This is a genomic window from Serratia sp. CY31944 (assembly GCF_052169175.1).
In the GTDB taxonomy this organism is placed as follows: domain Bacteria; phylum Pseudomonadota; class Gammaproteobacteria; order Enterobacterales; family Enterobacteriaceae; genus Serratia; species Serratia sarumanii.
In genome coordinates, this window is the sequence record NZ_JBJNLG010000002.1 from 96,270 (window position 1) to 118,948 (window position 22,679).

Below are 22,679 nucleotides of genomic sequence, written 5' to 3' on the forward strand. Positions count from 1 at the left end.
CAGGACGGGAAAGTAGTATACCCGAACCTCTCCTGACCTACAAACGATCGTTTTGCTGTCCATCATCTCGGCCGCCCTCCCGTGTTCATCAGGGTTTACTCCGCCGGCGCCGCATAAACCCTCCAGGTAAAACAAAGAGTTAGCAGAGAAAATTTCTTTTTACCGCCCCTCAGGAGCGATAAAACGCCTTAGATTTCAGTTTGTTGCCCTTTTGCTGCCGCCGGCAGCCATGCGCCTCTAACCTGACCGAAAGCTTAACCGTTTCAGCTTAAGCGAACCTTGTCGGCGATCAACATTGTCGCGGCGATTCAGCTTTCCTGACGTTTCACCTGCTGCCAGGCCTCTTCCATCTGCTCCAGCGTGGCGTCTTCAAGCCGCAGCCCGCGCTGCTGGACGATCGCCTCCACCTGGCGGAAGCGGCGCTCGAACTTGCGGTTCGCCGCCTGCAATGCGTTCTCCGCCTTGTGGCCTAAATGGCGCGACAGGTTCACCGTGGCGAACAGCAGATCGCCGATCTCCTCTTCCAGCTTGCTCTCGTCGACCACCGCCTGGCGGGCTTCGTGCATCACTTCGTCGATCTCTTCGTACACTTTGTCCAGCACCGGGCCCAGGGTATTCCAGTCGAAGCCGACCGAGGCGCAGCGTTTCTGGATCTTGTGCGCTTTCATCAACGCCGGCAGCGCCTGCGGAATATCGTCCAGCACCGAGTGCAGCGCTTTTTCAGCGCGCTCACCGGCCTTCAGTTGCTCCCAGCGCGCCGCCACGGCTTCGCTGTCTCCGCCCTCGGCGTCGCCGAAGATGTGCGGGTGACGGCGCTCCAGCTTGTCGCTGATGGCGGTGCACACCTCATCGAAATCGAACAGCCCCTGCTCCTGCCCCATCTGGGCGTAAAACACCACCTGAAACAGCAAGTCGCCCAGCTCGTCGCGCAGATCGGCATAGTCCTGCCGCTCGATGGCGTCCAGCACTTCGTAAGTCTCTTCCAGGGTGTATGGCGCGATGGTGGCGAAGGTTTGCTTGCGGTCCCACGAGCAGCCGATCTGCGGGTCGCGCAGCGTTTTCATGATGTTCAGCAGACGCTGCAGCGGAGTGGATTGGGTCATAAAAAATCTCTGAGAAAGCATGGGGGCGCAGGGGAGCGCCCGCCGAATTCATGGATTTCGGGCCGCATCCACTATTGATACGGCCCGAAAGGCGATGTGGGCTTAGTTGCCGTGCAGACGCTTGGCGTCTATCACGTCCGGCAGCTGGTTCAGCTTCGCCAGCACCCGGCTCAGCACCTGCTGGTTGTAGATTTCGATATCCATGTCGATGGTGGCCAACTGCTTCTTGGTGTCGCTGCGGCTGGCGACGCCCAGTACGTTGACCTTTTCGTTAGCCAGAATGGTGGTAATGTCACGCAGCAACCCGCTGCGATCGTTGGCCATCACGCGCACCACCAGCGAATAACCGCTGGAGTAGCTTTCACCCCATACCGCGTCGACGATGCGCTCCGGCGCGTGCGATTGCAGATCGACCAGCTGATCGCAGTCCGCCCGGTGGATCGAAATACCGCGCCCCTGGGTGATAAAGCCGACGATGTCGTCACCCGGGATCGGCTGGCAGCAGCGGGCGATGTGGTGCATCAGGTTGCCCACGCCCTCCACCACCACTCGGCCGTTGTCCTTGTTGCGGGCCGGCGGCGGCGCTTTCTGCTGCACCAGCTGGCGCAGCGCCTCGCGATCCTGCTCTTCGGCGCTCGGCTTGTTGAACTTGCCCTGCAGGTAATTCACCATCTGGTTAAGGCGAATGTCCCCGCCGCCGATCGCCGCCAACACCTCGTCCAGCGAGTTCATGTTGTAGCGCGGGATCAGCAGCTTCTCGGCCTCTTTCAGGCTGATGCCGAGGTGTTCCAGTTCGTTGTCCAGCATCTGGCGGCCGGCGAGAATGTTCTTGTCGCGATCCTGCTTGCGGAACCAGTTGTGGATCTTCGAGCGCCCGCGGCTGGTGGTGACATACCCCAGGTTCGGGTTCAGCCAGTCGCGGCTCGGGTTCGGCTGCTTCTGGGTGATAATCTCAATCTGGTCGCCCATCTTCAGCTGATAGGTAAACGGCACGATGCGGCCGCCGATCTTGGCGCCGATGCAACGGTGGCCGACGTCGCTGTGAATGTGGTAGGCGAAATCGAGCGGCGTGGAGCCGGCCGGCAGATCCACCACGTCGCCTTTCGGCGTAAACACATACACCCGATCGTCGAACACCTGGCTGCGCACTTCGTCGAGCATCTCGCCGGAGTCCGCCATCTCTTCCTGCCAGGCGATGAGCTTGCGCAGCCAGGCGATGCGTTCTTCGTAGCCGGAGCGCACGGTCACGCCCGCGCCCTCTTTGTACTTCCAGTGCGCGGCCACGCCCAGCTCGGCGTCTTCATGCATTTGCCGGGTGCGGATCTGAATCTCGACGGTTTTGCCGCGCGGCCCCAGCACCACGGTGTGGATAGACTGGTAGCCGTTGGGTTTCGGGTTGGCGACGTAGTCGTCGAACTCGTCCGGCAGATGGCGGAAGTGGGTATGCACGATGCCCAACGCCGCATAGCAGTCCTGCAGACGCTCCGCCACGATGCGCACCGCGCGCACGTCGAACAGTTCGTCGAACGCCAGGTGCTTTTTCTGCATCTTGCGCCAGATGCTGTAGATGTGTTTTGGCCGGCCGTAGATCTCCACCCGAATACCTTCGCTGGCCATTTCGGCGCGCAGCCCGGCGACGAAATCGTCGATGAACTGTTCGCGATCGATGCGGCGCTCATGCAACAGCTTGGCGATGCGCTTGTATTCTTCCGGATGCAGGTAGCGGAAGCAGAAATCTTCCAGTTCCCACTTCAGCTGGCCGATGCCGAGCCGGTTGGCCAGCGGGGCGTAGATGTTGGAACACTCTTTCGCCGCCAGCACGCGCTCGTCTTCCGGCGCGTCTTTCACCTCGCGCAGGTGAGCGATGCGCTCCGCCAGCTTGATGACCACGCAGCGGAAATCCTCCACCATCGCCAACAGCATGCGGCGCACGTTGTCGACCTGTTCGGAGGCCATCGAGTCGTTTTGGGTAGCTTTCAGTTGGCGGATGGCGTCCATGTCGCGCACGCCGTGCACCAGCGCGACAATACCCTTGCCGAACGCTTCGGTCAGGGTCTCTTCCTGCACGATGCCGGCGTCCACCAGCGGGAACAGCAGCGCGGCGCGCATGCTGTCGTTGTCCATGCTCAGCGTCGAGAGGATTTCCACCATCTCCAGACCACGCCACAGCAGCAGCGAGGCGTCGGGGTGATTCTGGGTCTGCTGCTCACAATAACGCCAGGTTGCGGCCAATCGCTCACATGACTGCGGGTTAGGTAGCCCCAAGCCGGCTATCCACTCATCGAGAGCGAACTCACCCGCCGTATTCAGATGTGCACTTCTTACCGCAACCATAACTTCTCCCTACTTTGCAGCGACCTCTGGCGCGCGCTCGTTGATAAACAGCGCCATTGATTCAAGATGCCCCGTGTGCGGAAACATATCCAACATCCGCACGCGCGCAAGACGATAACCGGCGCTCAACAGCACTTTGCTGTCGCGAGCCAGCGTGGTGGGGTTACAGGAAACATACACCACCCGCGCCGGCGCCAGTTTTACAATGTGTGACATCACCCCGGCCGCACCGGCGCGGGCGGGATCCAGCATCACCTTATCAAACCCTTGTGCTGCCCAAGGTTGCCGCGCAACGTCGTCCTCCAGATTCTCGTGGAAGAACGATGCATTATTCAGCTTATTCTTATGTGCATTATATTGCCCATTCGCTACCAGCGTGGCAACACCTTCGATGCCCACCACCGCAGCGGCGCGGCGCGCCAGCGGCAGGGTAAAATTGCCCATGCCGCAGAACAGGTCCAGCACCCGATCATTGGGTTGAATGTCGAGCCATTCAAGGGCCTGCGCCACCATTTGTTGGTTTACGGCGTCATTGACCTGAATAAAGTCGCGCGGACTGAAGTCTAAGCGTAGCCCGTCAACCTGATAATACGGCGTGTCACCGCACAGTTTTTCCACGCGATCGCTGTCCGGCGCCAGGTAAACGGCGAGGTTTTCCCGTTCGCCAAACGCCAACAGCGCCTGCCGATCCGCCTCTTTCAGCGCGTCGAGATGGCGCAGCACCAGCAGCGGGCCGTTATCCGCCAGCACCAGCTCTACATGCCCCAGCCGCCGTACCGCCTGCAGCCCGCTCAGGCAGGCGCGCACCGGCGCCAGCAGCCGTTCCAGCTCCGGCCGCAGCACCGGGCAGTGCTCCACCGCCACCAGCTCGCTGGAGGCCGCCTGTCGAAAGCCCATCATCAGGCGCTGCGGCTTGGGCTGCCACGCCAGGCTCAGGCGGGCACGGCGGCGATAACCGTATTCCGGGCCGGCGATCACCGGCTCCTGCTGCGGGGTCACCCCGGTTTCGCGGGCGATCATACGCACCAGCGCCGCCGCCTTGCTCTGCTGTTGCAGCGCCTCATCCGCATGCTGCTGCTGGCAGCCGCCGCACACGCCGAAATGCGGGCAGCGCGGCGCCACCCGCTGTGGGCTGCGGCTCAGCAGGCGCTTGAGCTTGCCTTTGGCGAACTGGCGCTTGTCTTCGGTCAGCTGGATTTCCGCCTGCTCGCCCGGCAATACGCCCGGCACGAACACCGCTTTGCCGTCGTGGCGCGCCACGCCCTGGCCGAAAGGATCGAGATCGCTCACCGTCACGGTGAAGATTTGTGAGCTCTGCCGGGTCGTCACGCGGCGTTTGGGAGAGTAGAATTGCGCCATATTTGTCGATTGTGTGCTGGTTCATTAAGCTAGTGTCAGCTGTCAATTCTCCCACATTGGAATCCCATGACCAAATACAGCCTGCGTGCGCGCATGATGATCCTGATTCTGGCCCCGACCTTGCTGATTGGTTTGCTGCTCAGCACCTTCTTCGTGGTGCACCGCTATAACGAGCTGCAGGAGCAACTGGTCGACGCCGGCGCCAGCATCATCGAGCCGCTGGCGGTGGCCAGCGAGTACGGCATGACGTTCCGCAGCCGCGAATCGGTCAGGCAGTTGGTCAGTCTGTTGCACCGCCGCCATTCGGACATCGTGCGTTCGATCACCGTGTTCGATGCGCAGAACAATCTGTTCGTCACCTCCAATTATCACCACAACTTCGCTCAGCTGCAGTTGCCGAAAGGCGTGCCGTTGCCCACCGAGCTGATGCTCACCCGACGCGGCGATTCGCTGATCCTGCGCACGCCGATCCTGTCGGAAAGCCAGTATCCGGATGAAACCGCCGACGGCGGCAGCCATCCCGACAACAACCTGGGCTATGTGGCGATCGAGCTGGATCTGCAGTCGGTGAGGCTGCAGCAATATAAAGAGGTGTTCGTCTCCACCCTGCTGCTGTTGCTGTGCATGTGCATCGCCATCCTGTTCGCTTACCGGCTGATGCGCGACGTGACCGGCCCGATCCGCAACATGGTGAACACCGTCGACCGCATCCGCCGCGGCCAGCTCGACAGCCGCGTGGAGGGCTACATGCTCGGCGAGCTGCACATGCTGAAGAACGGCATCAACTCGATGGCGATGTCGCTCACCGCCTATCACGAAGAGATGCAGCAGAACATCGATCAGGCCACCTCCGACCTGCGTGAAACGCTGGAGCAAATGGAAATTCAGAACGTCGAGCTGGATCTGGCGAAAAAACGCGCGCAGGAAGCGGCGCGCATCAAGTCCGAATTCCTGGCCAACATGTCGCACGAGCTGCGCACCCCGCTCAACGGCGTAATCGGCTTCACCCGCCAGATGCTGAAAACCGATTTGAGCGCGACCCAGACCGACTATTTGCAGACCATCGAACGCTCGGCCAACAACCTGCTGACCATCATCAACGACGTGCTGGACTTCTCCAAGCTGGAGGCCGGCAAGCTGGTGCTGGAGCATATTCCGTTCGCCCTGCGTGAAACGCTGGACGAAGTGGTGGTGCTGCTGGCGCCCAGCGCCCACGATAAGGGGCTGGAGCTGACGCTGGATGTGCACAACGACGTGCCGGAGCAGGTGATCGGCGACTCGCTGCGCCTGCAGCAAATCATCACCAACCTGCTGGGCAACGCCATCAAGTTCACCGAAACCGGCAATATCGATATTCGCGTCGAGCTGCGCAAACGGCTGGATCGCCGGGTGGAAGTGGAAGTGCAGATCCACGATACCGGCATCGGCATCTCCGAACGCCAGCAGTCGCAGCTGTTCCAGGCATTCCGTCAGGCAGACGCCAGCATCTCTCGGCGCCACGGCGGCACCGGGCTGGGGCTGGTGATCACGCAAAAACTGGTGAAAGAGATGGGGGGCGATATCTGCTTCCACAGCCAGTTGAACCGCGGCTCGACCTTCTGGTTCCACATCACGCTGGATCTGAACGAGGGCATGCTGTCGCTGGCGCCGAGCCTGCCGGATCTGAACGGCAAAACGCTGGCCTATATCGAGTCCAACCCGACGGCGGCGCAGGCGACGCTCAACATGCTCAGCGTCACGCAGCTGGTGATCACCCACTCGCCGACGCTGGCCCAGCTGCCGCCAGGCCACTATGACTTCCTGCTGGCCGGCGTGCCCATCCCGTTCCGCGCCAATATGGCGCAGCACGAGGACAAATTGCTGGCCTCGCTGAAGCTGGCCGATCGGGTGATTCTGGCGCTGCCGTGCCAGGCGCAGATCGACGCCGAGCTGCTCAAGCAACAAGGCGCGCTCGGCTGCCTGATCAAGCCGATCACCAGCACCCGGTTGTTCCCGCTGCTCAGGATGGAGACACCGACACGCCTCACCGCGCCGCCTGAGCGTAAACGCCTGCCGCTGACGGTGATGGCGGTTGACGACAACCCGGCCAACCTGAAGCTGATCGGCACGCTGCTGGGGGAACAGGTAGAAAAAACCCTGCTGTGCGAGAGCGGCGAGGAAGCGCTGGCGCTGGCGCGCGACAACGTGCTGGATCTGATCCTGATGGACATTCAGATGCCGAAGATGGACGGCATTCACGCCAGCGAGCTGATCCGCCAACTGCCGCATCACAACTCCACGCCGATCGTCGCCGTTACCGCCCATGCCGCCAGCGGCGAGCGCGAGCATCTGCTGCAGGCCGGGATGGACGACTATCTGGCCAAACCGATCGACGAGAAAATGCTGACCCGCGTGCTGTCGCGCTACCACAGCTGGGACGTGGAAAACGCCGTCGCCGACGACGCGCCGCTGTCGCTCGACTGGCCGCTGGCGCTGCGTCAGGCGGCCAACAAACCGGATCTGGCGCGCGATCTGCTGCAAATGCTGCTCGATTTCCTGCCACAGGTGCGCGAGCGGGTGCAAGCGCTGCTCGACGGCCAGCATGACGACGAGATCCTCGATCTGGTCCATAAGCTGCACGGCAGCTGCAGCTACAGCGGCGTGCCGCGCCTCAAGCAACTGTGTTTCTACCTCGAGCGGCAGCTGCGCCAGGGCGTCACCAACGACGAGCTGGAGCCGGAGTGGCTGGAGCTGTTGGATGAGATTGAACTGGTGATCCACGCGGCGCGTGCGCATCTGACGCAACCGGCCTGAATCCTCAGGCCGTAACGCAAAAAGGCACGCCGCAGCGTGCCTTTCTTTTTAACGCCAGACGCCTATCACTGCGCCAGCAGGTACAGCTGGCTTTCGCCGCGCTGGATATTCAACGCCAGCACCGACGGCTTGCTGTCGAGGATTTTACGCAGCTCGCCCAGGTTCTGGATTGGCTGCTGGTTCACGCCCAGGATCACATCGCCCTTTTTCAGGCCGATGCGCGCCGCGGCGCTGCCGGCTTTCACGCTATCGACCTTGACGCCCTTCACATTGCCGACCTGGGTGTTGCTCAGCTCGGCGCCTTCGATGCCGGTGTAGATATTGCCCGAGGCCACCTGAGTCTGCGCGCTTTGCTCCAGCGTGACGTCAATCGTCACCGGTTTGCCGTCGCGAATAATGCCCAGCGACATCTTGCTGCCGACCGGCAGCGTGCCGATCTCCGCCCGGAACGAGGCGAAGCTGGAGATGGCCTTGCCGTTCATGGTGACGATCACGTCGCCGGCCTTGATGCCCGCCTTCGCGGCGGAAGACTTCGGCATCACCTGGCTGACGAAGGCCCCGCGCTGCGCGTCGACCTTCATCGCCTTGGCCAGCTCAGAGTTCAGCTCGGTGCCCATGATGCCCAGCTCGCCGCGTTTCACCTGGCCATATTCGACCATTTGCGCCGTCAGGTTTTTCACCATGTTGCTCGGAATGGCGAAGCCGATACCGATGTTGCCGCCGTCCGGCGCCAGGATCGCGGTGTTGATGCCGATCAGCTCGCCGTTCAGGTTAACCAGCGCGCCGCCGGAGTTACCGCGGTTGATCGCCGCATCGGTCTGGATGAAGTTTTCGTAGTTTTCGATGTTCAGGCCGCTGCGCCCCAGGGCGGATACGATGCCCGAAGTGGCGGTTTCACCCAGCCCATACGGGTTGCCGATCGCCACGGTGTAATCGCCGACGCGCAGCTGATCGGAATCCGCCATCTTGATCGCCGTCAGATTCTTGAAGTCTTTCAGCTGGATCAACGCGATATCGGAACGCGGATCCTTGCCGATCACCTTGGCGTCGAAACGGCGGCCGTCACTCAGCTGCACCTGGATCTTGTTGGCGTTGTCCACCACGTGGTTATTGGTCACCACATAGCCCTTGGCGGCATCGATGACCACCCCGGCGCCCAGCGCCTGGAATTTCTGCTGCGTGCCCTGCGGCTGGCCATCCGGCCCTGGCTGTTCGCCGCCCTGACACATCGGCGAGCCCTGGAATGGCGAACCATCCTGGCAGAACGGCGAATCTTCGCCGAAGAACTGTTGGAACTGCTGCGGCATGCGCGGCGTATTGACCGTGGTGCTGCCCTCAACGTTAATGCTCACCACGGAAGGCATCACCTTTTCCAGCATCGGCGCCAGGCTCGGCAGCTGTTGGGTGTTGGAAGAGGCGGTTTCAGCGGCGCTGGCCGTGACCGGGCCCATCGCCATACCGATACTGAATGCCAGTGCGCTCAGAACTAATGCGGTTTTTTTCATCTGTGTGTCTCTTATAAAGTCGTTCAAAAAGAATGGCCGTCTTGCGTGCTTATTCAGAGTTAATTAATAGCCCGAAGTTCCGGCACAGATGATTGGCAATAGTAAACAAATATTGTCCGTCTTTACAAAAGTCGAGACAGCCAACCGGTTGGAATTGCTGACAATTATTCTTCAGTTGAATTATTCCGCCGCCATTAATCGACGATATTCATCATAGGCGTAAAGGTCGGTCATTCCGCTGATATAGTCCTGCAATAAACGGGCGCGGAAATAATATTCCCGAATGGCTTGCTGCTCCGGCGATAAATGCTGCAGCCCCTCTACCGCCTCCGCATACGCCAGCCGATGCTTGGTGGACAGCTTGTGGAACAGGCGCGTTTCGATCGGGTAAGCGCGGTGACTGTCCTCGCGCACCAGCTGGCTGAAGTCCGCCAGCGACATCGCCAGCAGCGGGCTGTAAATGTCCAGCAGGCCGCTGATCACCCGGTAGCCTTGCAGCTCGAGCTGCTCGACCTCCGGGTGGTTGAACACGTGCTTGAACGCCACATTTTTAAATATTTTCAGCAGCCGGTACGCCGGGCTGGAATCCTCCAGCAGCGCCTGATTGAAACTGCCCTGATAGACCGCGTCCAGATTGTCGATAAAGCGCTGCGCCGCGTGCGGCACCAGCCGCGCCACGGTAAACACCCGCAGATACATGAAGAACTGATCTTCCGCGCTGCGCCGCGCGCCGCCGCGATCGATCTTGCGAAACGCGCTGGCGACGGTCTTGTCGAACAGATCGCCCGGCGCCACTTCGCCCCACTCCTGAATCAGGTGCTGATACAGCTGCTCGACGGTGAAAATGCTCTTCTCCACCGCGTCTTCCAGATCGGCCACGCAGTACGAGATATCGTCGGCGGCCTCCATGATATAGGTCAGCGGGAAACGATCGAACTCGCCCATGTGCAGCTCGCGCCGCAGCCGATCGACGAAGGCCTCTTCCGCCAGATAGTAGCCGGGCTTTTTCATCAGATAGCTGTGGCTGGCGGGGATGTCGCTCGCCCAGTAGGCCGGGCGGGTGTATTTCAAAATGCAGCCGACCTGCGCGTAGGTCAGGTTGAGCTTCAGCAGGCTGTACACCATGCGGATCGCCTGGGCGTTGCCCTCGAAGTGGCTGAGATCCTGACGGATCCGGCTGCGCAGCCGGTTCAGATCGCTCTCCCCTTCATGCAGGCGCAGCGTCGCCACCTGGCAGCGATCGTGGCTGCCCGGCTCGCTGCCGCAGCTGGCGGGATCGAGCCGTTGGGCGAACCAGTCGTTGATCGCCGACTCGCCGAAGTGACCGAACGGCGGGTTGCCGATGTCGTGCATCAGGCAGGCCATTTCCACGATGCTTTCAAACGGATCGAGCAGCCGGGTCAGGCCGAGCTCATCAATTCTCCCCGCCTGTTTGAAGCGGTTGAGGATCTCTTTGGCGATGTGGCGCCCGACCTGCTGCACCTCCATCGAGTGCGTCAGGCGGCTGCGCACCGCCGCGTTGCGCTCCAGCGGAAACACCTGGGTTTTTTGCTGCAGACGGCGAATGGCGGCCGAGTTGACGATGCGCCCGCGATCGCTCTCAAACTGCCGCACGATGTCGTACTCTTCCTCGGCCTCGATCGGTTTGCTGAAAGGCCGTTGGAAGCTGATTTTTTGCTTGAAGTCGATCCCGGACATCTGTTTCTCCGCCGTTGCGCCCTGCCCCCGTGATAACAATTCCCGGCGGCGGATGCAACGCATTATCTCTCTCACACAGCCATGATAGACTATGCCGCAATTCTCACGGCCAATCAGCGAGTGTTATTTATGAAAGTAGGCATCATCGGCGCAATGGAGCAGGAAGTCACCCTGCTGCGCGATCAAATCGAAAACCGTCAAACCATCCAGCGCGCGGGCTGCGAAATCTACACCGGCCAGATCGGCGGCGTTGAGGTGGCCCTGCTGAAATCCGGCATCGGCAAAGTTTCTGCGGCCATGGGCACCACCCTGCTGCTGGAACACTGCAGCCCGGATCTGGTGATCAACACCGGTTCCGCCGGCGGCCTGGCCAGCACCCTGCGCGTGGGCGATATCGTGGTGTCGGAAGAAGTGCGCTACCACGACGCCGACGTCACCGCTTTCGGCTACGAGCCGGGCCAGATGGCCGGCTGCCCGGCGGCGTTCGTCGCCGACGACGCGCTGATCGCGCTGGCGGAAGGCTGCATCAAACAGCTGGATCTGCACGCGGTGCGCGGCCTGATCTGCAGCGGTGACGCCTTCATCAACGGCGCCGAGCCGCTGGCGCGCATTCGCGCCACCTTCCCGCGCGTCGCCGCCGTGGAAATGGAAGCCGCGGCGATCGCCCACGTCTGCCATCTGTTCGGCACGCCGTTCGTGGTGGTGCGCGCCATTTCCGACGTCGCCGACAGCGAGTCGCACATGAGCTTTGACGAGTTCCTGGTGGTAGCGGCCAAACAGTCCACGCTGATGGTCAACGCCATGCTGCAAACCCTGGCCAAGCGCGGTTAATGTGAGGCTGCGCTTCACCTCGATGCTCTGTTTGTTGGCGCTCTGGCTGGCCATGCCGGCCGGCGGCGCCCAGCGGGTGATCAGCCTGGCGCCCAACGCCACCGAACTCGCCTATGCCGCCGGCATGGGCGATGTGCTGGTGGCGGCGAGCGCCTATTCCGATTATCCGCCGCAGGCCGCCAGGCTGGAGCAGGTGGCCTCCTGGCAGGGCATCAATCTGGAGCGGGTGCTGGCGCTCAAGCCGGACCTGATCCTCGCCTGGCGCGGCGGCAATCCGCAGCGCGTGCTGGATCAGCTCGCCGCGTTCGGCATCCCGATCTTTTATGCGGACGCCGACAATCTCGAAGGGATCGCCGGCTTGCTGGATAAGCTGGCGCAATACAGCCCGCACCCGGAGCAGGCGCATCAGGCGGCGGAAGGCCTTCGCCGCCAGTTCGCCGCTCTCAAACAACAGTATGCCGCTAACCCAGCGCGGCGCGTGCTGCTGCAGTTCGGCACCCAGCCGCTGTTCACCAGCGCCGGCGCCACATTGCAAAGCCAGGTGCTGGCGCTGTGCGGCGGGCAGAACGTCTTCGCCGACAGCCGCACCCCTTGGCCGCAAATCAGCCGCGAGCAGGTGCTGGCGCGTCAGCCGCAGGCCATCGTCATCACCGGCGGCGCGAAAGAAGCCGCCAATGTGAAAGCCTTCTGGGCGCCGCAGCTGCAGGTGCCGGTGATCGCGCTGAACGAAGACTGGTTCAACCGCAGCGGGCCGCGCATCCTGTTGGCGGCGCAGCAGCTGTGCCGCCAGCTGGCGGAGATCCGCTGATGCTGGTGTTCTGGTTGGATATTCTCGGTACGGCGGTGTTCGCCATCTCCGGCGTACTGCTGGCCGGCAAGTTGCGCATGGATCCGTTCGGCGTGCTGGTATTGGGCGTGGTCACCGCGGTCGGCGGCGGCACCATCCGCGACATGGCGCTGGCCAACGGCCCGGTGTTCTGGGTCAAGGATCCCACCGATCTGGTGGTGGCGATGATCACCTGCGTCTTGACGCTGCTGCTGGTGCGCCAGCCGCGCCGTCTGCCGCAGTGGGTGCTACCGGTGCTGGACGCCGTCGGACTGGCGGTGTTCGTCGGCATCGGCGTCAACAAGGCCTTCGCAGCCGGCACCGGCCCGCTGGTGGCAATCTGCATGGGGGTGATCACCGGCGTCGGCGGCGGCATTATCCGCGACGTGCTGGCGCGCGAGATCCCGATGATCCTGCGCACCGAGATTTACGCCACCGCCTGCATCATCGGCGGCATCGTGCACGCCACGGCGTTTTACACCTTCAGCATGCCGCTGCAACAGGCCATGATGCTGGGCATGATCATCACCCTGGCCATTCGGCTGGCGGCCATCCGCTGGCACCTCAAATTGCCCGCCTTTATTCTCGAACGCTGAGCCGTCGCCTTGTGGGGCGGCGCTTGGCAACGCCGCATTGGGTAATTTATTAGACTAAAAACGGGCTTGATGGTATTATTTTCACCCAATAAATAGCGTAGTGACGATGTAAAATTCTGTTATCCGCAGGTTAATCCCCTCCCCGCGCTGTTAAACCTTTTTAACTTTTTGCCGATAAGTCATCACAAGATTGCTTACGGATGGCTATTCCCGCAATGATGAAAAAAATCCTGCTTGCCTGCTGTGGCGCCCTGCTGAGTGGCGCCGCGCATGCCGATGCCGTCAGCGGCCGGATCGGCGTTACTCTGACCATTGAACCGCAATGCGCCGTGCGCCTCGAGGCCGCCGCCCCACGGGCCGAATGCAGCCATGCGGCGGCGCAGCCGAACATTACCCGCCAACCGGCGCTGGAGAACGGGGCGGAAGTGATCCTCGTGGAATGGTAGGCATAAAAAAACCCGCCGGCCGTAAGGCGAGCGGGTTGATATTCTGACAGGCAAACTCAGATGCTGAACGACGAACCGCAACCGCAGGTGGTTTTGGCATTCGGGTTGGTCACCACGAAGCGCGACCCTTCCAGCCCTTCGGTGTAGTCCACCGAACCGCCGACCAGATACTGCAGGCTCATCGGATCGACCACCAGCGCCACGCCCTGCTTCTCGATGGTCATGTCGCCATCGTTGACCTTGTCGTCAAAAGTGAAGCCGTACTGGAATCCGCTGCAGCCGCCGCCGGTAATGTAAACCCGCAGCTTAAGGTTCGGGTTTTCTTCGTCAGCAATCAGGAACTTAACCTTGTTTGCTGCTGCCTCGGTAAATTGCAGGGGCAGTGCCGTTTGATCACTCATACTCTTTACTCCCAACATTGTTCAGCATCAGATCGCTACTATGGCTGCCTGATTAATATTAACGATTATCCGATACCTGAGTGTTGCGTTCAAGTATTCACCGCATTTGTTGTATTTTCCTTACCTGTTTTCTCCGCCGCTTCCCGCGCCAGCTGCGCCTCCTGCCTTTGCAGCATGCGGGCCAGGATCGACGAATACAGCGGCTTGCCGCCGAGCAGCTGCGCCACCACCGTGGCGCCGAGGCAGGTGATGATCATCGGTAAAATGAGTTGGTAGTTGTCGGTCATTTCCAGCACCAGCACGATGCCGGTCAGCGGGGCGCGCACCGTAGCGGCGAACAGCGCCCCCATGCCGGCGATGGCGAAGGTGCCCGCCTCGATGCCGTACTGCGGGAACAGATGCGCCCCCGCCAGCCCGAAGGCGGTGCCGAACAGCGTGCCCAGCGCCAGCATAGGCGCGAAGATGCCGCCCGGCGCGCCGGAGCCGAAGCACAGCAGCGTAGTGAAGATGCGGGTAATAAAGATGAACATCAACATGCCGACGCTGTAATTGCCCGCCGCGGCGATCGGGATCAGCCCAAAGCCGCCACCCGCCGCCTCCGGCTGGATCAGCCCCAGAATGCCGCACACGCCGCCGAGCAGCCCGCCCATCAGCAAGACATTGCGCATTCTGCCGCCGTGCAGGCGCGCAAACATATCCTGAGTGCGGAAGATCAGCGCGTTGAATCCCACGCCCACCGCGCCGAATATCGCCCCCAGCACCAGATAGAGCCACAGGGTATTAATGGGCGCCGAAGAAAGTTTATCGACCGCGATCACCGAGCCCTGGCCGTTAAACAGCTGGAACACCACGCTCGACATGATAACGCCGATAAACACTGCTTTAATCGAGATCAAGTTGTAGCGAAACTGCGGCCGCATCTCTTCGATGATGAACAAGATGCCGGCCAGCGGCGCATTGAAGGCGGCAGACAGCCCCGCGGCGGCTCCGGTCGCCAGCAGCGTATGACGCGCCTCGGCGCCGCGAATGCGCAGCACGTCCAATACCATGCGCCCGACGTTGCCACCCATTTGCACCGTGGGCCCTTCGCGCCCCAGCACCATGCCCGCCCCCAGCGTGCCCATGCCGCCGATGAATTTCACCGGGATCACGCGCCACCAGCGCACCGGCCGCAGCTCCTCCAGCGCGCCTTCGATCTCCGGAATGCCCGAGCCGCCCGCCTCAGGGGCAAAGCGCCGCACCAGGTAATAGCCCAGCGCCGCCAGCGCGGCGGACAGGATAAACGCCAGTGGCCACACCAGGCTCCAGGAGTCGGCGACCTGCGCCAGCGAAGCCAGCCGCTGCTGCTGCACCCACTCCACCGCCTTATCGAAGGCCACGCCGAGCAAACCGGCCAGCGTCCCCACCAGCGCGGCCATCACCAGGATCGCCACCGGCGTTTTATCGCGGCGAATAAACTGACGCACCGCATCGCTGCGGCTAAGACGCGGGCTCAACGTCCCGACTGGCTGTGATTGTGATTCCGTCATCGCGAGTAATTCGTTAGGTAATTTGTAATACAAATAGGCAAGGCGGTTATTCTACCCCAACCCGGCGGCGGGCGCTGCCGTTAATGGTATCTGACTGTGATCGTTTCATAACGCGGCGCTCTCCTCTAGAATAGCGCGGTCAAATCATTCAAAAGAGAATCCAGGAGCCGATTTATGAGCCTACACAGCAAGTCCGAAAGTCTGTACGCCCAGGCGCAACAGTTGATCCCCGGCGGGGTGAACTCTCCGGTGCGTGCATTCACCGGCGTAGGCGGTGTGCCGCTGTTTATCGAGCGGGCAGACGGGGCTTACCTGTTCGATGCCGACGGCAAGGCCTATATCGACTATGTCGGTTCCTGGGGGCCGATGGTGCTGGGGCATAACCACCCGGCGATCCGCGACGCGGTGATCGAAGCGGCGCAGCGCGGCCTGAGCTTCGGCGCGCCAACCGAGATGGAAGTCAAAATGGCGCAGCTGGTCACTGAGCTGGTGCCGACGATGGATATGGTGCGCATGGTGAACTCGGGCACCGAAGCCACCATGAGCGCCATCCGCCTGGCGCGCGGCTACACCAACCGCGATAAAATCATCAAGTTCGAAGGCTGCTACCACGGCCACGCCGACTGCCTGCTGGTGAAAGCCGGTTCCGGCGCGCTGACCCTCGGCCAGCCGAACTCACCGGGCGTGCCGGCCGATTTCGCCAAGCACACCCTGACCTGCACCTATAACGACCTGGATTCGGTGCGGGCCGCCTTCGAGCAGTACCCGTCCGAGATCGCCTGTATCATCGTCGAGCCGGTCGCCGGCAACATGAACTGCGTGCCGCCGCTGCCGGAATTCCTGCCGGGCCTGCGCGCGCTGTGCGACAAGTACGGCGCGCTCTTGATCATCGATGAAGTGATGACCGGCTTCCGCGTGGCGCTGGCCGGCGCACAGTCCTATTACGGCGTCGAGCCGGATCTGACCTGCCTCGGCAAAATCATCGGCGGCGGCATGCCGGTGGGCGCCTTCGGCGGCCGCCGCGACGTGATGGACTCGCTGGCGCCGACCGGCCCGGTCTACCAGGCGGGCACCCTGTCCGGCAACCCGATCGCCATGGCGGCGGGCTATGCCTGCCTGACCGAAGTGTCGCAGGTGGGCGTGCACCAGACGCTGACCGAACTGACCGAGATGCTGGCCGCTGGCCTGCTGCACGCGGCGCAGGAAGAGAATATCCCGCTGGTGGTCAACAACGTCGGCGGCATGTTCGGCCTGTTCTTCACCGACGCGCCGGCGGTCACCTGCTACCAGGACGTGATGCAGTGCGACGTGGAACGCTTCAAGCGCTTCTTCCATCTGATGCTGGAAGAAGGGGTGTATCTGGCTCCGTCCGCCTTCGAAGCGGGCTTCATGTCCGTGGCGCACAGCAAGGAAGACATTCAGCGCACCATCGACGCCGCGCGTCGCTGCTTCGCCAAGCTGTAATCCCGGCCGAATGGCCAAAAAAACGGGTGCCTCGGCGCCCGTTTTGCTTTTCGCTGCCGCTTAAAACAGCGTGCCGTAAATGGTCAACAGCGCCACCACCACCACGATGATCATCGTCACCTTGCGCGCCAGCGTCACCGCCGCCCGCGGCGTTTGCACCGGATCCATATGCGGATCGCGCGCCAGCGAGAACTGCGCCAGCCGCGTCAGCACCTGATACGACGATGAATGCCGATCCCCCAGCGAGGCGAACCAGGCCGGCAGCGCCCGCTCGCCGTGGCCAAACAGCGCGTAGGCCACCCCGGCCAAACGCACCGGGATCCAGTCCAGCCAGTTCAGCAGGTGATCGATGCCCGATTGCGAACGCTCCAGCGGCGTATTGTGGCGCGCCAGCCAGGTTTGATAGGCGCGCAGGAAGGCATACCCCGCCAACGCGATCGGCCCGTAAGGCCCAAAGACCACGAACCAGAACAGCGGCGCTAGATAATAACGGAAGTTGATCCACAGCAGCGCGTTTTGCAGCTCGCGCAGGCGCAGCTCTTCGCTGCAGTCCACCGGCAAACCGTGGATCAACGCCAGCTCTTCCGCCATCTGATCGCTGGCGTGGGTATCGCCCTGCCGCGCCGCTTTCAGGTAGGCGCGGTAGTGTTTGCGCTTGATGCCGGCGCCGACGCACAGCAGATCGATGACGATCCACAGCAGCAGCGTCACCACGCCGAAGAACAACCCGTGCGACAGCCACAGAACGCCCCAGACGACCACCATCCAGGCGGCGGTCATCGCCAGCGTCTGCGCCAGCGAAACCCGATGCAGCCGCTGAAACACCACTTCGAGACGGTGATCCAGCTGCCAGTGTTCTCCCAGCTTAAACAGGCGCTCCCAGGCCAAAACCAGCAACAGCGTAAACAGCGTCATTAGCGATTCCTCTCCCTATTTCTTGTCTCAAGCATAGCGTCGGCGGGCGCGCCGCGTTGTTCCAGAGATGCCAGATAGCGATCCCAATCGAACGCCGGCCCGGGATCGGTCTTGCGGCCGGGGGCGATATCGCAATGCCCGGCGATATTGGCCACCAGCGGCGGATAATGTTCGGCCAGCAGCGCGGTGACCGCCTGCAGCGCGCGGTATTGCGCCTCGGTGTAGGGTAACTGATCGGTGCCTTCCAGCTCGATGCCGATGGAGAAATCGTTGCACCGGTCGCGCCCCTGATACAGGGAAACGCCCGCGTGCCAGGCGCGCTGGTCGAAGGGCACGTACTGCACGATCTCCCCGTCGCGGCGGATCAGGCAGTGCGCCGACACCCGCAGCTGATGGATCTCGGCAAAATAGGGATGCTGCGCGGGATCGAGCGTGCCGGTAAACAACTGGTCGATATAGGGGCCGCCGAACTCGCCGGGCGGCAGGCTGATGTTGTGGATGACCAGCAGCGACGGCGGCTCGTCATCCGGGCGCCGATCGCAGTGCGGCGAGACCACTCGCGTCACCCCGATAATCCAGCCATTTTCCAACTGCATCAGACACCTCTCTGCGGTGGTACTTATTCCTGCAACAGAGTAGCATGTTCCCCTACGATCTAACCGTCCATTTCGGAGTTTTCCATGCCGACACGCCGCTACAGTGCCGACAGTCGCCGCACCGAGCTTCTTGAACGAATTGAAAGTGATATTCCCTATGCCGTCGCCCAGGCGCTGCGCGAAGACCTGGGGGGTGAAGTCGACGCCGGGCGCGATATTACCGCGCAACTGTTACCGGCGGACAAGCAGGCCGAAGCCACCGTCATCACCCGCGAAGCCGGCGTATTCTGTGGCCGCCGCTGGCTGAATGAGGTCTTTATTCAGCTGGGCAATCAGGTGCAGGTGGAGTGGCTGGTGGCGGACGGCGACCGCCTGACGCCGAACCAACCGCTCTGCCGGCTGCGCGGCCCCGCGCGGGTGATGCTGACCGGCGAGCGCACCGCGCTGAACTTCGTGCAGACGCTCTCCGGCGTGGCGACCGAGGTCAGCCGCTATGTGGCTCTGCTGGAAGGCACCCGGACTCGCCTGCTCGATACCCGCAAAACCCTGCCCGGCCTGCGCACCGCGCTGAAATACGCCGTGCTGTGCGGGGGTGGCAGCAACCACCGGCTGGGGCTGTCCGACGCCTTCCTGATCAAGGAAAACCACATCATCGCCTCCGGCTCTATCAAGAACGCGGTGGAAAAAGCCTTCTGGCTGCACGCCGACGTGCCGGTGGAAGTGGAAGTCGAATCGCTCGATGAACTGCAGCAGGCGCTGGACGCCGGCGCCGACATCATCATGCTGGACAACTTCAGCGTCGAGATGATGCGCCAGGCGGTCGCCCAAACCCAGGGCCGCGCCCAGCTGGAAGTATCCGGCAACGTCACCAGTGAGACGCTGCGCACCTTCGCCGAGACCGGCGTGGATTACATTTCGGTCGGCGCGCTGACCAAGCATGTGACCGCGCTCGATCTGTCGATGCGCTTCAAATGATCCCCTCGCCCCCCGGCCGCTGCCGGGGGCGTTACCGTAAAATTGCGAAGCCCCTCGCACCCTTTTATTCACCGCTGCAAACAACGTCATTACTGATGGAAGCGCGCCGAGAAACGCGCAAAAGCCCCTCGCCGTGCCCCCGCGCAAACCGCTACCGTTGCCTTCCACACCCCAATGGAGGAAACAACGCATGGAAACGCAACGCGGCTTTACCCTGATAGAACTGATGGTGGTGATCGCCATCATCGCCATCCTCAGCGCCATCGGCATTCCCGCCTACCAGCGCTACATCCAGAAAGCGGCGATGACCGACATGCTGCAAACCATGTCGCCGTACAAACTGGCGGTCGAGCTGTGCGTGCTGGACGAAGGCACCCCCACCGGCTGTGAAGCCGGCAGCAAAGGCATTCCCACCGGCGGCACGTCGCGTTACGTCAGCGGGGTGAAAGTCGTCAAAGGCGTGATCACGCTGACCGGCACCCAAACGCTGCAGGGGCTGGCGGTGGCATTAACCCCCAAAGCGAACGCCGATGGGCTGACCCGCTGGAGCCGGCTGTGCAGCAGCGAAAACGCAACGCTGGTTGAAGTGTGCCAGGAAGTCTTCCGCTTCGACAACGCGGCGGAGTAACGGCGATGAACGCGCAAATCAGCGAAGAAGTTCACGCCCTGTGCCGGCGCTATCAGGCGCTGGCGCTGAACGAAGATCCGACCACCCTGACGATCGCCCTCAACGAAGAGGCGCCGCAAGGGCTGCTGGCGGCGCTGCGTTTCGCCACCGGCAAGCGCATCCATCTGGAGCAATGGCCGGCGGCCAGGCTGGAGCAGGCGCTGAACCAACACCAGGAACCGCTGCCGGCGCCGCTGGCGGCCGAAGAAGACAACGCCGACATCGCCTACCCCGACGACGGCGACGCGCCGGTGGTGCAGTTCATCAACCAGACGCTGCGCCTGGCCATTCAGCGGCGCGCCTCGGACGTCCACTTCGAGCCCTTTCGGCAGCATTTTCGCATTCGCCTGCGCATCGACGGCGTGCTGCAAACCCTCGCCTCGCCGTCACCCCAGCTGACCGCACGCCTCATCGCCCGGCTGAAGATCCTCGGCCAGCTGGATATCGCCGAGCGCCGTCAGCCTCAGGACGGGCAGCTCAGCCTGACGCTGGACGGCGCGCGCTATGCCATGCGTATCGCCACTCTGCCGACGCTGCACGGCGAAAAGGTGGTGCTGCGCGTTCAGCAGGGCGAACAGCAGGAGCTGCCGCTGGATCAACTGGGCATGAGCCGAGCGGACCTGGCGCGCTACGCGGCGGCGCTGGCCTGCCCGCAAGGTTTGATCCTGGTGACCGGCCCGACCGGCAGCGGCAAGACGGTAACGCTGTACAGCGGCCTGCGCCAGTTGAACGATGCGCAAAGCAACCTGTGCAGCGTCGAAGATCCGATCGAGATCCCGCTGTTCGGCGTCAATCAAACCCAGATCAACGCCAAAACCGAGCTGAGCTTCGCCCGGGTGCTGCGCGCCCTGCTGCGCCAGGATCCGGATGTCATCATGATCGGCGAGATCCGCGATGCGGAAACCGCCGAGATCGCGGTTAAGGCCGCGCAAACCGGCCATCTGGTGCTGTCGACGCTGCATACCAACTCCACCGGCGAAACCCTGACGCGCCTGATGCACATGGGTATCCCCGGCTACCTGCTCGCCGGCTGTCTGAAACTGGTCATCGCGCAGCGGTTGGTGCGCAGGCTATGTCGCCACTGCCGCTACCCGCACAGCCAACCGACGCATTTTCCTGCCTCGGTCTGGCCGGAACCGCTGACCGCCTGGCGCGCCGACGGCTGCGAGCATTGCTTCGGCGGCTACTACGGGCGCATCGGCGTGTATGAACTGTTGCCCATTACGCCGGAAATACAGGCGGCGTTGCTGGCGAACGCCGCTCCCAGCCGGCTGGCGGATATCGCCCGCGAACAGGGGCAGCTTTCGCTGCTGCAGGCGGGCCTGGCGCTGGCCAGCGAAGGCGCGACCTCGCTGGAAGAGCTGTACCGCGTGATCGACGTCGTCCAGCTCGGCGTAACCGCGCCATGAAAGCGCGCCGGCTGTTTCTGTGGCAGGCTTTCGACGCCCAGGGTGCCCTGCGCCACGGCGAACTGATGAGCGATGAAAAACGGCAGGTGAGCCGGTTACTGATTGAGCAAGGTATGCAACCCTGGCGGATCGGGCACGGCAAACGCGTCACGCCCGGCCAGTGGCGCGGAGAACCTTTGATCCACTTCACCCGCCAACTCGCCACCCTGCTGCAGGCCGGGTTGCCGCTGGTCAATACGCTGCAGCTTCTGGCGGCAGAGCACCCTTCGGCGGCCTGGCGTTGCCTGTTGCGCCAGTTGGCAGAACAGGTGCGCGAAGGGCAGCCGCTCTCCGAAACCCTTGCCGCGCAGCCAGGCGTTTTTCCACTTATCTATCGCCAACTGATCGCCATCGGCGAGCTAACCGGCAATCTCGATCGCTGCTGCCTGCAGCTGGCGCAGCAGCAGGAAGCCCAATTGCTGCTGCGCCGCAAAGTGGCCAAAGCGCTGCGCTATCCCCTCTTCATCTGTGCGGTGGCGCTGCTGGTCAGCGTGCTGATGCTGGTGATGGTGCTGCCGGAATTCGCCAAGGTTTATCAGTCGTTCGATGCGCCGCTGCCCTGGTTTACCCAAGGGTTATTGGGGTTGTCCGCGCTGCTGATCGCCGTTGGCCCCTATTTGGCGCTGCTGCTCGGCGCATTGCTGTTCGGCTATTGCCGCTGGCTGCATCCGCGCCCGCCGTGGCGCCGACGTGAGCAGGCCGCCTTGCTGCGCCTGCCGCTGATCGCCCGGCTGGTGAGCGGCGGCGCGCTGAGCCAAACGTTTCGAATTCTGACCATGACCCAACGCGCGGGGCTGACGCTGGTGGAAGGCTTGAACGCGGCGGCGCTGGCGGCCGACCATCTGCTGTACCGGCAGGCGCTGGAGCAGGTGCAGCGGCAGCTCGCCGAAGGCGAGGCGTTTCATCACGCCCTCGCCCTGCAACCGCTGTTTCCGCCGCTGTGCCGGCAGCTGGTGCGGGTGGGCGAAGAATCGGGCTCGCTGGACGTCTTGCTGGATAAATTGGCGCAGTGGTATGAACGGCAGACGCACGAGCTGGCCGATACGCTGGCGCAAACGCTGGAGCCGCTGCTGATGCTGGTGGTGGGCGGGATTGTCGGCGCTTTGGTGATCGCCATGTACCTGCCTATCTTTCAACTGGGCAGCGTGCTGGGATAAAAAAGAGGATAGCGGGCGCCGCGGTACGCGACGCCC

19 protein-coding genes are annotated in these 22,679 nt (G+C 62.5%); 10 read left to right on the forward strand and 9 right to left on the reverse strand.

The window, feature by feature from the left end; translation table 11 throughout:
• Positions 1 to 308: 308 nt before the first annotated feature.
• The 3 genes from mazG to rlmD all read right to left on the reverse strand — a co-directional run bounded on the left by mazG (position 309) and on the right by rlmD (position 4,796).
• The gene (mazG, locus tag ACJ8IN_RS02805) at positions 309 to 1,103 is read right to left on the reverse strand and encodes a nucleoside triphosphate pyrophosphohydrolase (protein ID WP_049196048.1); all 795 of its coding nucleotides are present in this window, start codon (positions 1,101 to 1,103) and stop codon (positions 309 to 311) included.
• 102 nt (positions 1,104 to 1,205) lie between these two features.
• Positions 1,206 to 3,437, reverse strand: coding sequence for a GTP diphosphokinase (gene relA, locus ACJ8IN_RS02810; RefSeq protein ID WP_033637137.1), 2,232 nt, complete (start codon positions 3,435 to 3,437; stop codon positions 1,206 to 1,208).
• Between the two features lie 9 nt (positions 3,438 to 3,446).
• A complete protein-coding gene (gene rlmD, locus ACJ8IN_RS02815; protein ID WP_033652930.1) occupies positions 3,447 to 4,796 on the reverse strand; it encodes a 23S rRNA (uracil(1939)-C(5))-methyltransferase RlmD in 1,350 nt (449 codons plus the stop codon).
• Positions 4,797 to 4,862: 66 nt separating this feature from the next.
• Between rlmD and barA the strand changes: the two genes are divergently transcribed.
• Positions 4,863 to 7,589, forward strand: coding sequence for a two-component sensor histidine kinase BarA (gene barA, locus ACJ8IN_RS02820; protein ID WP_308325429.1), 2,727 nt, complete (start codon positions 4,863 to 4,865; stop codon positions 7,587 to 7,589).
• A 65-nt stretch (positions 7,590 to 7,654) separates the two neighbouring features.
• Here barA and degP read toward each other — a convergent pair whose 3' ends face one another.
• Positions 7,655 to 9,094 (reverse strand): serine endoprotease DegP, encoded by a 1,440-nt coding sequence (gene degP / locus ACJ8IN_RS02825; RefSeq protein WP_033649228.1) that lies wholly within the window; start codon positions 9,092 to 9,094, stop codon positions 7,655 to 7,657.
• Between the two features lie 180 nt (positions 9,095 to 9,274).
• Entirely contained in the window at positions 9,275 to 10,792 is a 1,518-nt protein-coding gene (dgt, locus tag ACJ8IN_RS02830) for a dGTPase (protein WP_033649226.1), read from the reverse strand.
• 129 nt (positions 10,793 to 10,921) lie between these two features.
• On the opposite strand from dgt, the gene mtnN reads away from it, so the two are divergent.
• From mtnN to ACJ8IN_RS02850, 4 genes are all read left to right on the forward strand, one after another.
• Positions 10,922 to 11,623, forward strand: coding sequence for a 5'-methylthioadenosine/S-adenosylhomocysteine nucleosidase (gene mtnN / locus ACJ8IN_RS02835; RefSeq protein ID WP_033637132.1), 702 nt, complete (start codon positions 10,922 to 10,924; stop codon positions 11,621 to 11,623).
• A 22-nt stretch (positions 11,624 to 11,645) separates the two neighbouring features.
• Positions 11,646 to 12,431: a vitamin B12 ABC transporter substrate-binding protein BtuF gene (gene btuF, locus ACJ8IN_RS02840; RefSeq protein WP_047571690.1), complete on the forward strand. Its 786-nt coding sequence runs from the start codon at positions 11,646 to 11,648 to the stop codon at positions 12,429 to 12,431.
• Positions 12,431 to 13,045, forward strand: a complete 615-nt coding sequence (locus ACJ8IN_RS02845; RefSeq protein ID WP_033637131.1) for a TRIC cation channel family protein — start codon at positions 12,431 to 12,433, stop codon at positions 13,043 to 13,045. The genes btuF and ACJ8IN_RS02845 overlap by 1 nt, the downstream gene beginning before the upstream one ends.
• Before the next feature lie 200 nt (positions 13,046 to 13,245).
• On the forward strand, positions 13,246 to 13,491 hold the full coding sequence (locus ACJ8IN_RS02850) for a hypothetical protein (RefSeq protein WP_033652924.1): 246 nt from the start codon (positions 13,246 to 13,248) through the stop codon (positions 13,489 to 13,491).
• A gap of 56 nt (positions 13,492 to 13,547) precedes the next feature.
• On the opposite strand, the gene erpA is transcribed toward ACJ8IN_RS02850, so the two are convergent.
• Both erpA and clcA read right to left on the reverse strand, forming a co-directional pair.
• The gene (erpA, locus tag ACJ8IN_RS02855) at positions 13,548 to 13,892 is read right to left on the reverse strand and encodes an iron-sulfur cluster insertion protein ErpA (RefSeq protein WP_004932708.1); all 345 of its coding nucleotides are present in this window, start codon (positions 13,890 to 13,892) and stop codon (positions 13,548 to 13,550) included.
• An 89-nt stretch (positions 13,893 to 13,981) separates the two neighbouring features.
• On the reverse strand, positions 13,982 to 15,421 hold the full coding sequence (gene clcA / locus ACJ8IN_RS02860) for a H(+)/Cl(-) exchange transporter ClcA (RefSeq protein ID WP_442519480.1): 1,440 nt from the start codon (positions 15,419 to 15,421) through the stop codon (positions 13,982 to 13,984).
• A gap of 174 nt (positions 15,422 to 15,595) precedes the next feature.
• On the opposite strand from clcA, the gene hemL reads away from it, so the two are divergent.
• Entirely contained in the window at positions 15,596 to 16,885 is a 1,290-nt protein-coding gene (gene hemL / locus ACJ8IN_RS02865; RefSeq protein ID WP_033652922.1) for a glutamate-1-semialdehyde 2,1-aminomutase, read from the forward strand.
• A 60-nt stretch (positions 16,886 to 16,945) separates the two neighbouring features.
• Here hemL and ampE read toward each other — a convergent pair whose 3' ends face one another.
• Positions 16,946 to 17,800: a beta-lactamase regulator AmpE gene (gene ampE, locus ACJ8IN_RS02870; RefSeq protein ID WP_308325427.1), complete on the reverse strand. Its 855-nt coding sequence runs from the start codon at positions 17,798 to 17,800 to the stop codon at positions 16,946 to 16,948.
• Positions 17,800 to 18,396 carry a 1,6-anhydro-N-acetylmuramyl-L-alanine amidase AmpD gene (gene ampD / locus ACJ8IN_RS02875; RefSeq protein WP_033652921.1) on the reverse strand — a complete coding sequence of 199 codons (597 nt, stop codon included), beginning with the start codon at positions 18,394 to 18,396 and terminating at the stop codon, positions 17,800 to 17,802. The genes ampE and ampD overlap by 1 nt, the downstream gene beginning before the upstream one ends.
• A gap of 84 nt (positions 18,397 to 18,480) precedes the next feature.
• On the opposite strand from ampD, the gene nadC reads away from it, so the two are divergent.
• The 4 genes from nadC (at position 18,481) to hofC (ending at position 22,643) form a co-directional block, all read left to right on the forward strand.
• Positions 18,481 to 19,371, forward strand: coding sequence for a carboxylating nicotinate-nucleotide diphosphorylase (nadC, locus tag ACJ8IN_RS02880; RefSeq protein WP_019455086.1), 891 nt, complete (start codon positions 18,481 to 18,483; stop codon positions 19,369 to 19,371).
• Between the two features lie 190 nt (positions 19,372 to 19,561).
• Positions 19,562 to 19,999: a prepilin peptidase-dependent pilin gene (gene ppdD / locus ACJ8IN_RS02885; RefSeq protein ID WP_103772791.1), complete on the forward strand. Its 438-nt coding sequence runs from the start codon at positions 19,562 to 19,564 to the stop codon at positions 19,997 to 19,999.
• Positions 20,000 to 20,004: 5 nt separating this feature from the next.
• Positions 20,005 to 21,447: a type II secretion system protein GspE gene (gspE, locus tag ACJ8IN_RS02890; protein ID WP_049213094.1), complete on the forward strand. Its 1,443-nt coding sequence runs from the start codon at positions 20,005 to 20,007 to the stop codon at positions 21,445 to 21,447.
• Positions 21,444 to 22,643 carry a protein transport protein HofC gene (gene hofC, locus ACJ8IN_RS02895; RefSeq protein ID WP_060423366.1) on the forward strand — a complete coding sequence of 400 codons (1,200 nt, stop codon included), beginning with the start codon at positions 21,444 to 21,446 and terminating at the stop codon, positions 22,641 to 22,643. The genes gspE and hofC overlap by 4 nt, the downstream gene beginning before the upstream one ends.
• The last annotated feature ends 36 nt before the right edge of the window (positions 22,644 to 22,679 follow it).

Bases quoted from the DNA above. Each gene is read 5' to 3' on its own strand.
- mazG (WP_049196048.1), bottom strand. From the start codon at position 1,103: ATGACCCAATCCACTCCGCTGCAGCGTCTGCTGAACATCATGAAAACG.
- relA (WP_033637137.1), bottom strand. From the start codon at position 3,437: ATGGTTGCGGTAAGAAGTGCACATCTGAATACGGCGGGTGAGTTCGCT.
- rlmD (WP_033652930.1), bottom strand. From the start codon at position 4,796: ATGGCGCAATTCTACTCTCCCAAACGCCGCGTGACGACCCGGCAGAGC.
- barA (WP_308325429.1), top strand. From the start codon at position 4,863: ATGACCAAATACAGCCTGCGTGCGCGCATGATGATCCTGATTCTGGCC.
- degP (WP_033649228.1), bottom strand. From the start codon at position 9,094: ATGAAAAAAACCGCATTAGTTCTGAGCGCACTGGCATTCAGTATCGGT.
- dgt (WP_033649226.1), bottom strand. From the start codon at position 10,792: ATGTCCGGGATCGACTTCAAGCAAAAAATCAGCTTCCAACGGCCTTTC.
- mtnN (WP_033637132.1), top strand. From the start codon at position 10,922: ATGAAAGTAGGCATCATCGGCGCAATGGAGCAGGAAGTCACCCTGCTG.
- btuF (WP_047571690.1), top strand. From the start codon at position 11,646: ATGCTCTGTTTGTTGGCGCTCTGGCTGGCCATGCCGGCCGGCGGCGCC.
- ACJ8IN_RS02845 (WP_033637131.1), top strand. From the start codon at position 12,431: ATGCTGGTGTTCTGGTTGGATATTCTCGGTACGGCGGTGTTCGCCATC.
- ACJ8IN_RS02850 (WP_033652924.1), top strand. From the start codon at position 13,246: ATGGCTATTCCCGCAATGATGAAAAAAATCCTGCTTGCCTGCTGTGGC.
- erpA (WP_004932708.1), bottom strand. From the start codon at position 13,892: ATGAGTGATCAAACGGCACTGCCCCTGCAATTTACCGAGGCAGCAGCA.
- clcA (WP_442519480.1), bottom strand. From the start codon at position 15,421: ATGACGGAATCACAATCACAGCCAGTCGGGACGTTGAGCCCGCGTCTT.
- hemL (WP_033652922.1), top strand. From the start codon at position 15,596: ATGAGCCTACACAGCAAGTCCGAAAGTCTGTACGCCCAGGCGCAACAG.
- ampE (WP_308325427.1), bottom strand. From the start codon at position 17,800: ATGACGCTGTTTACGCTGTTGCTGGTTTTGGCCTGGGAGCGCCTGTTT.
- ampD (WP_033652921.1), bottom strand. From the start codon at position 18,396: ATGCAGTTGGAAAATGGCTGGATTATCGGGGTGACGCGAGTGGTCTCG.
- nadC (WP_019455086.1), top strand. From the start codon at position 18,481: ATGCCGACACGCCGCTACAGTGCCGACAGTCGCCGCACCGAGCTTCTT.
- ppdD (WP_103772791.1), top strand. From the start codon at position 19,562: ATGGAAACGCAACGCGGCTTTACCCTGATAGAACTGATGGTGGTGATC.
- gspE (WP_049213094.1), top strand. From the start codon at position 20,005: ATGAACGCGCAAATCAGCGAAGAAGTTCACGCCCTGTGCCGGCGCTAT.
- hofC (WP_060423366.1), top strand. From the start codon at position 21,444: ATGAAAGCGCGCCGGCTGTTTCTGTGGCAGGCTTTCGACGCCCAGGGT.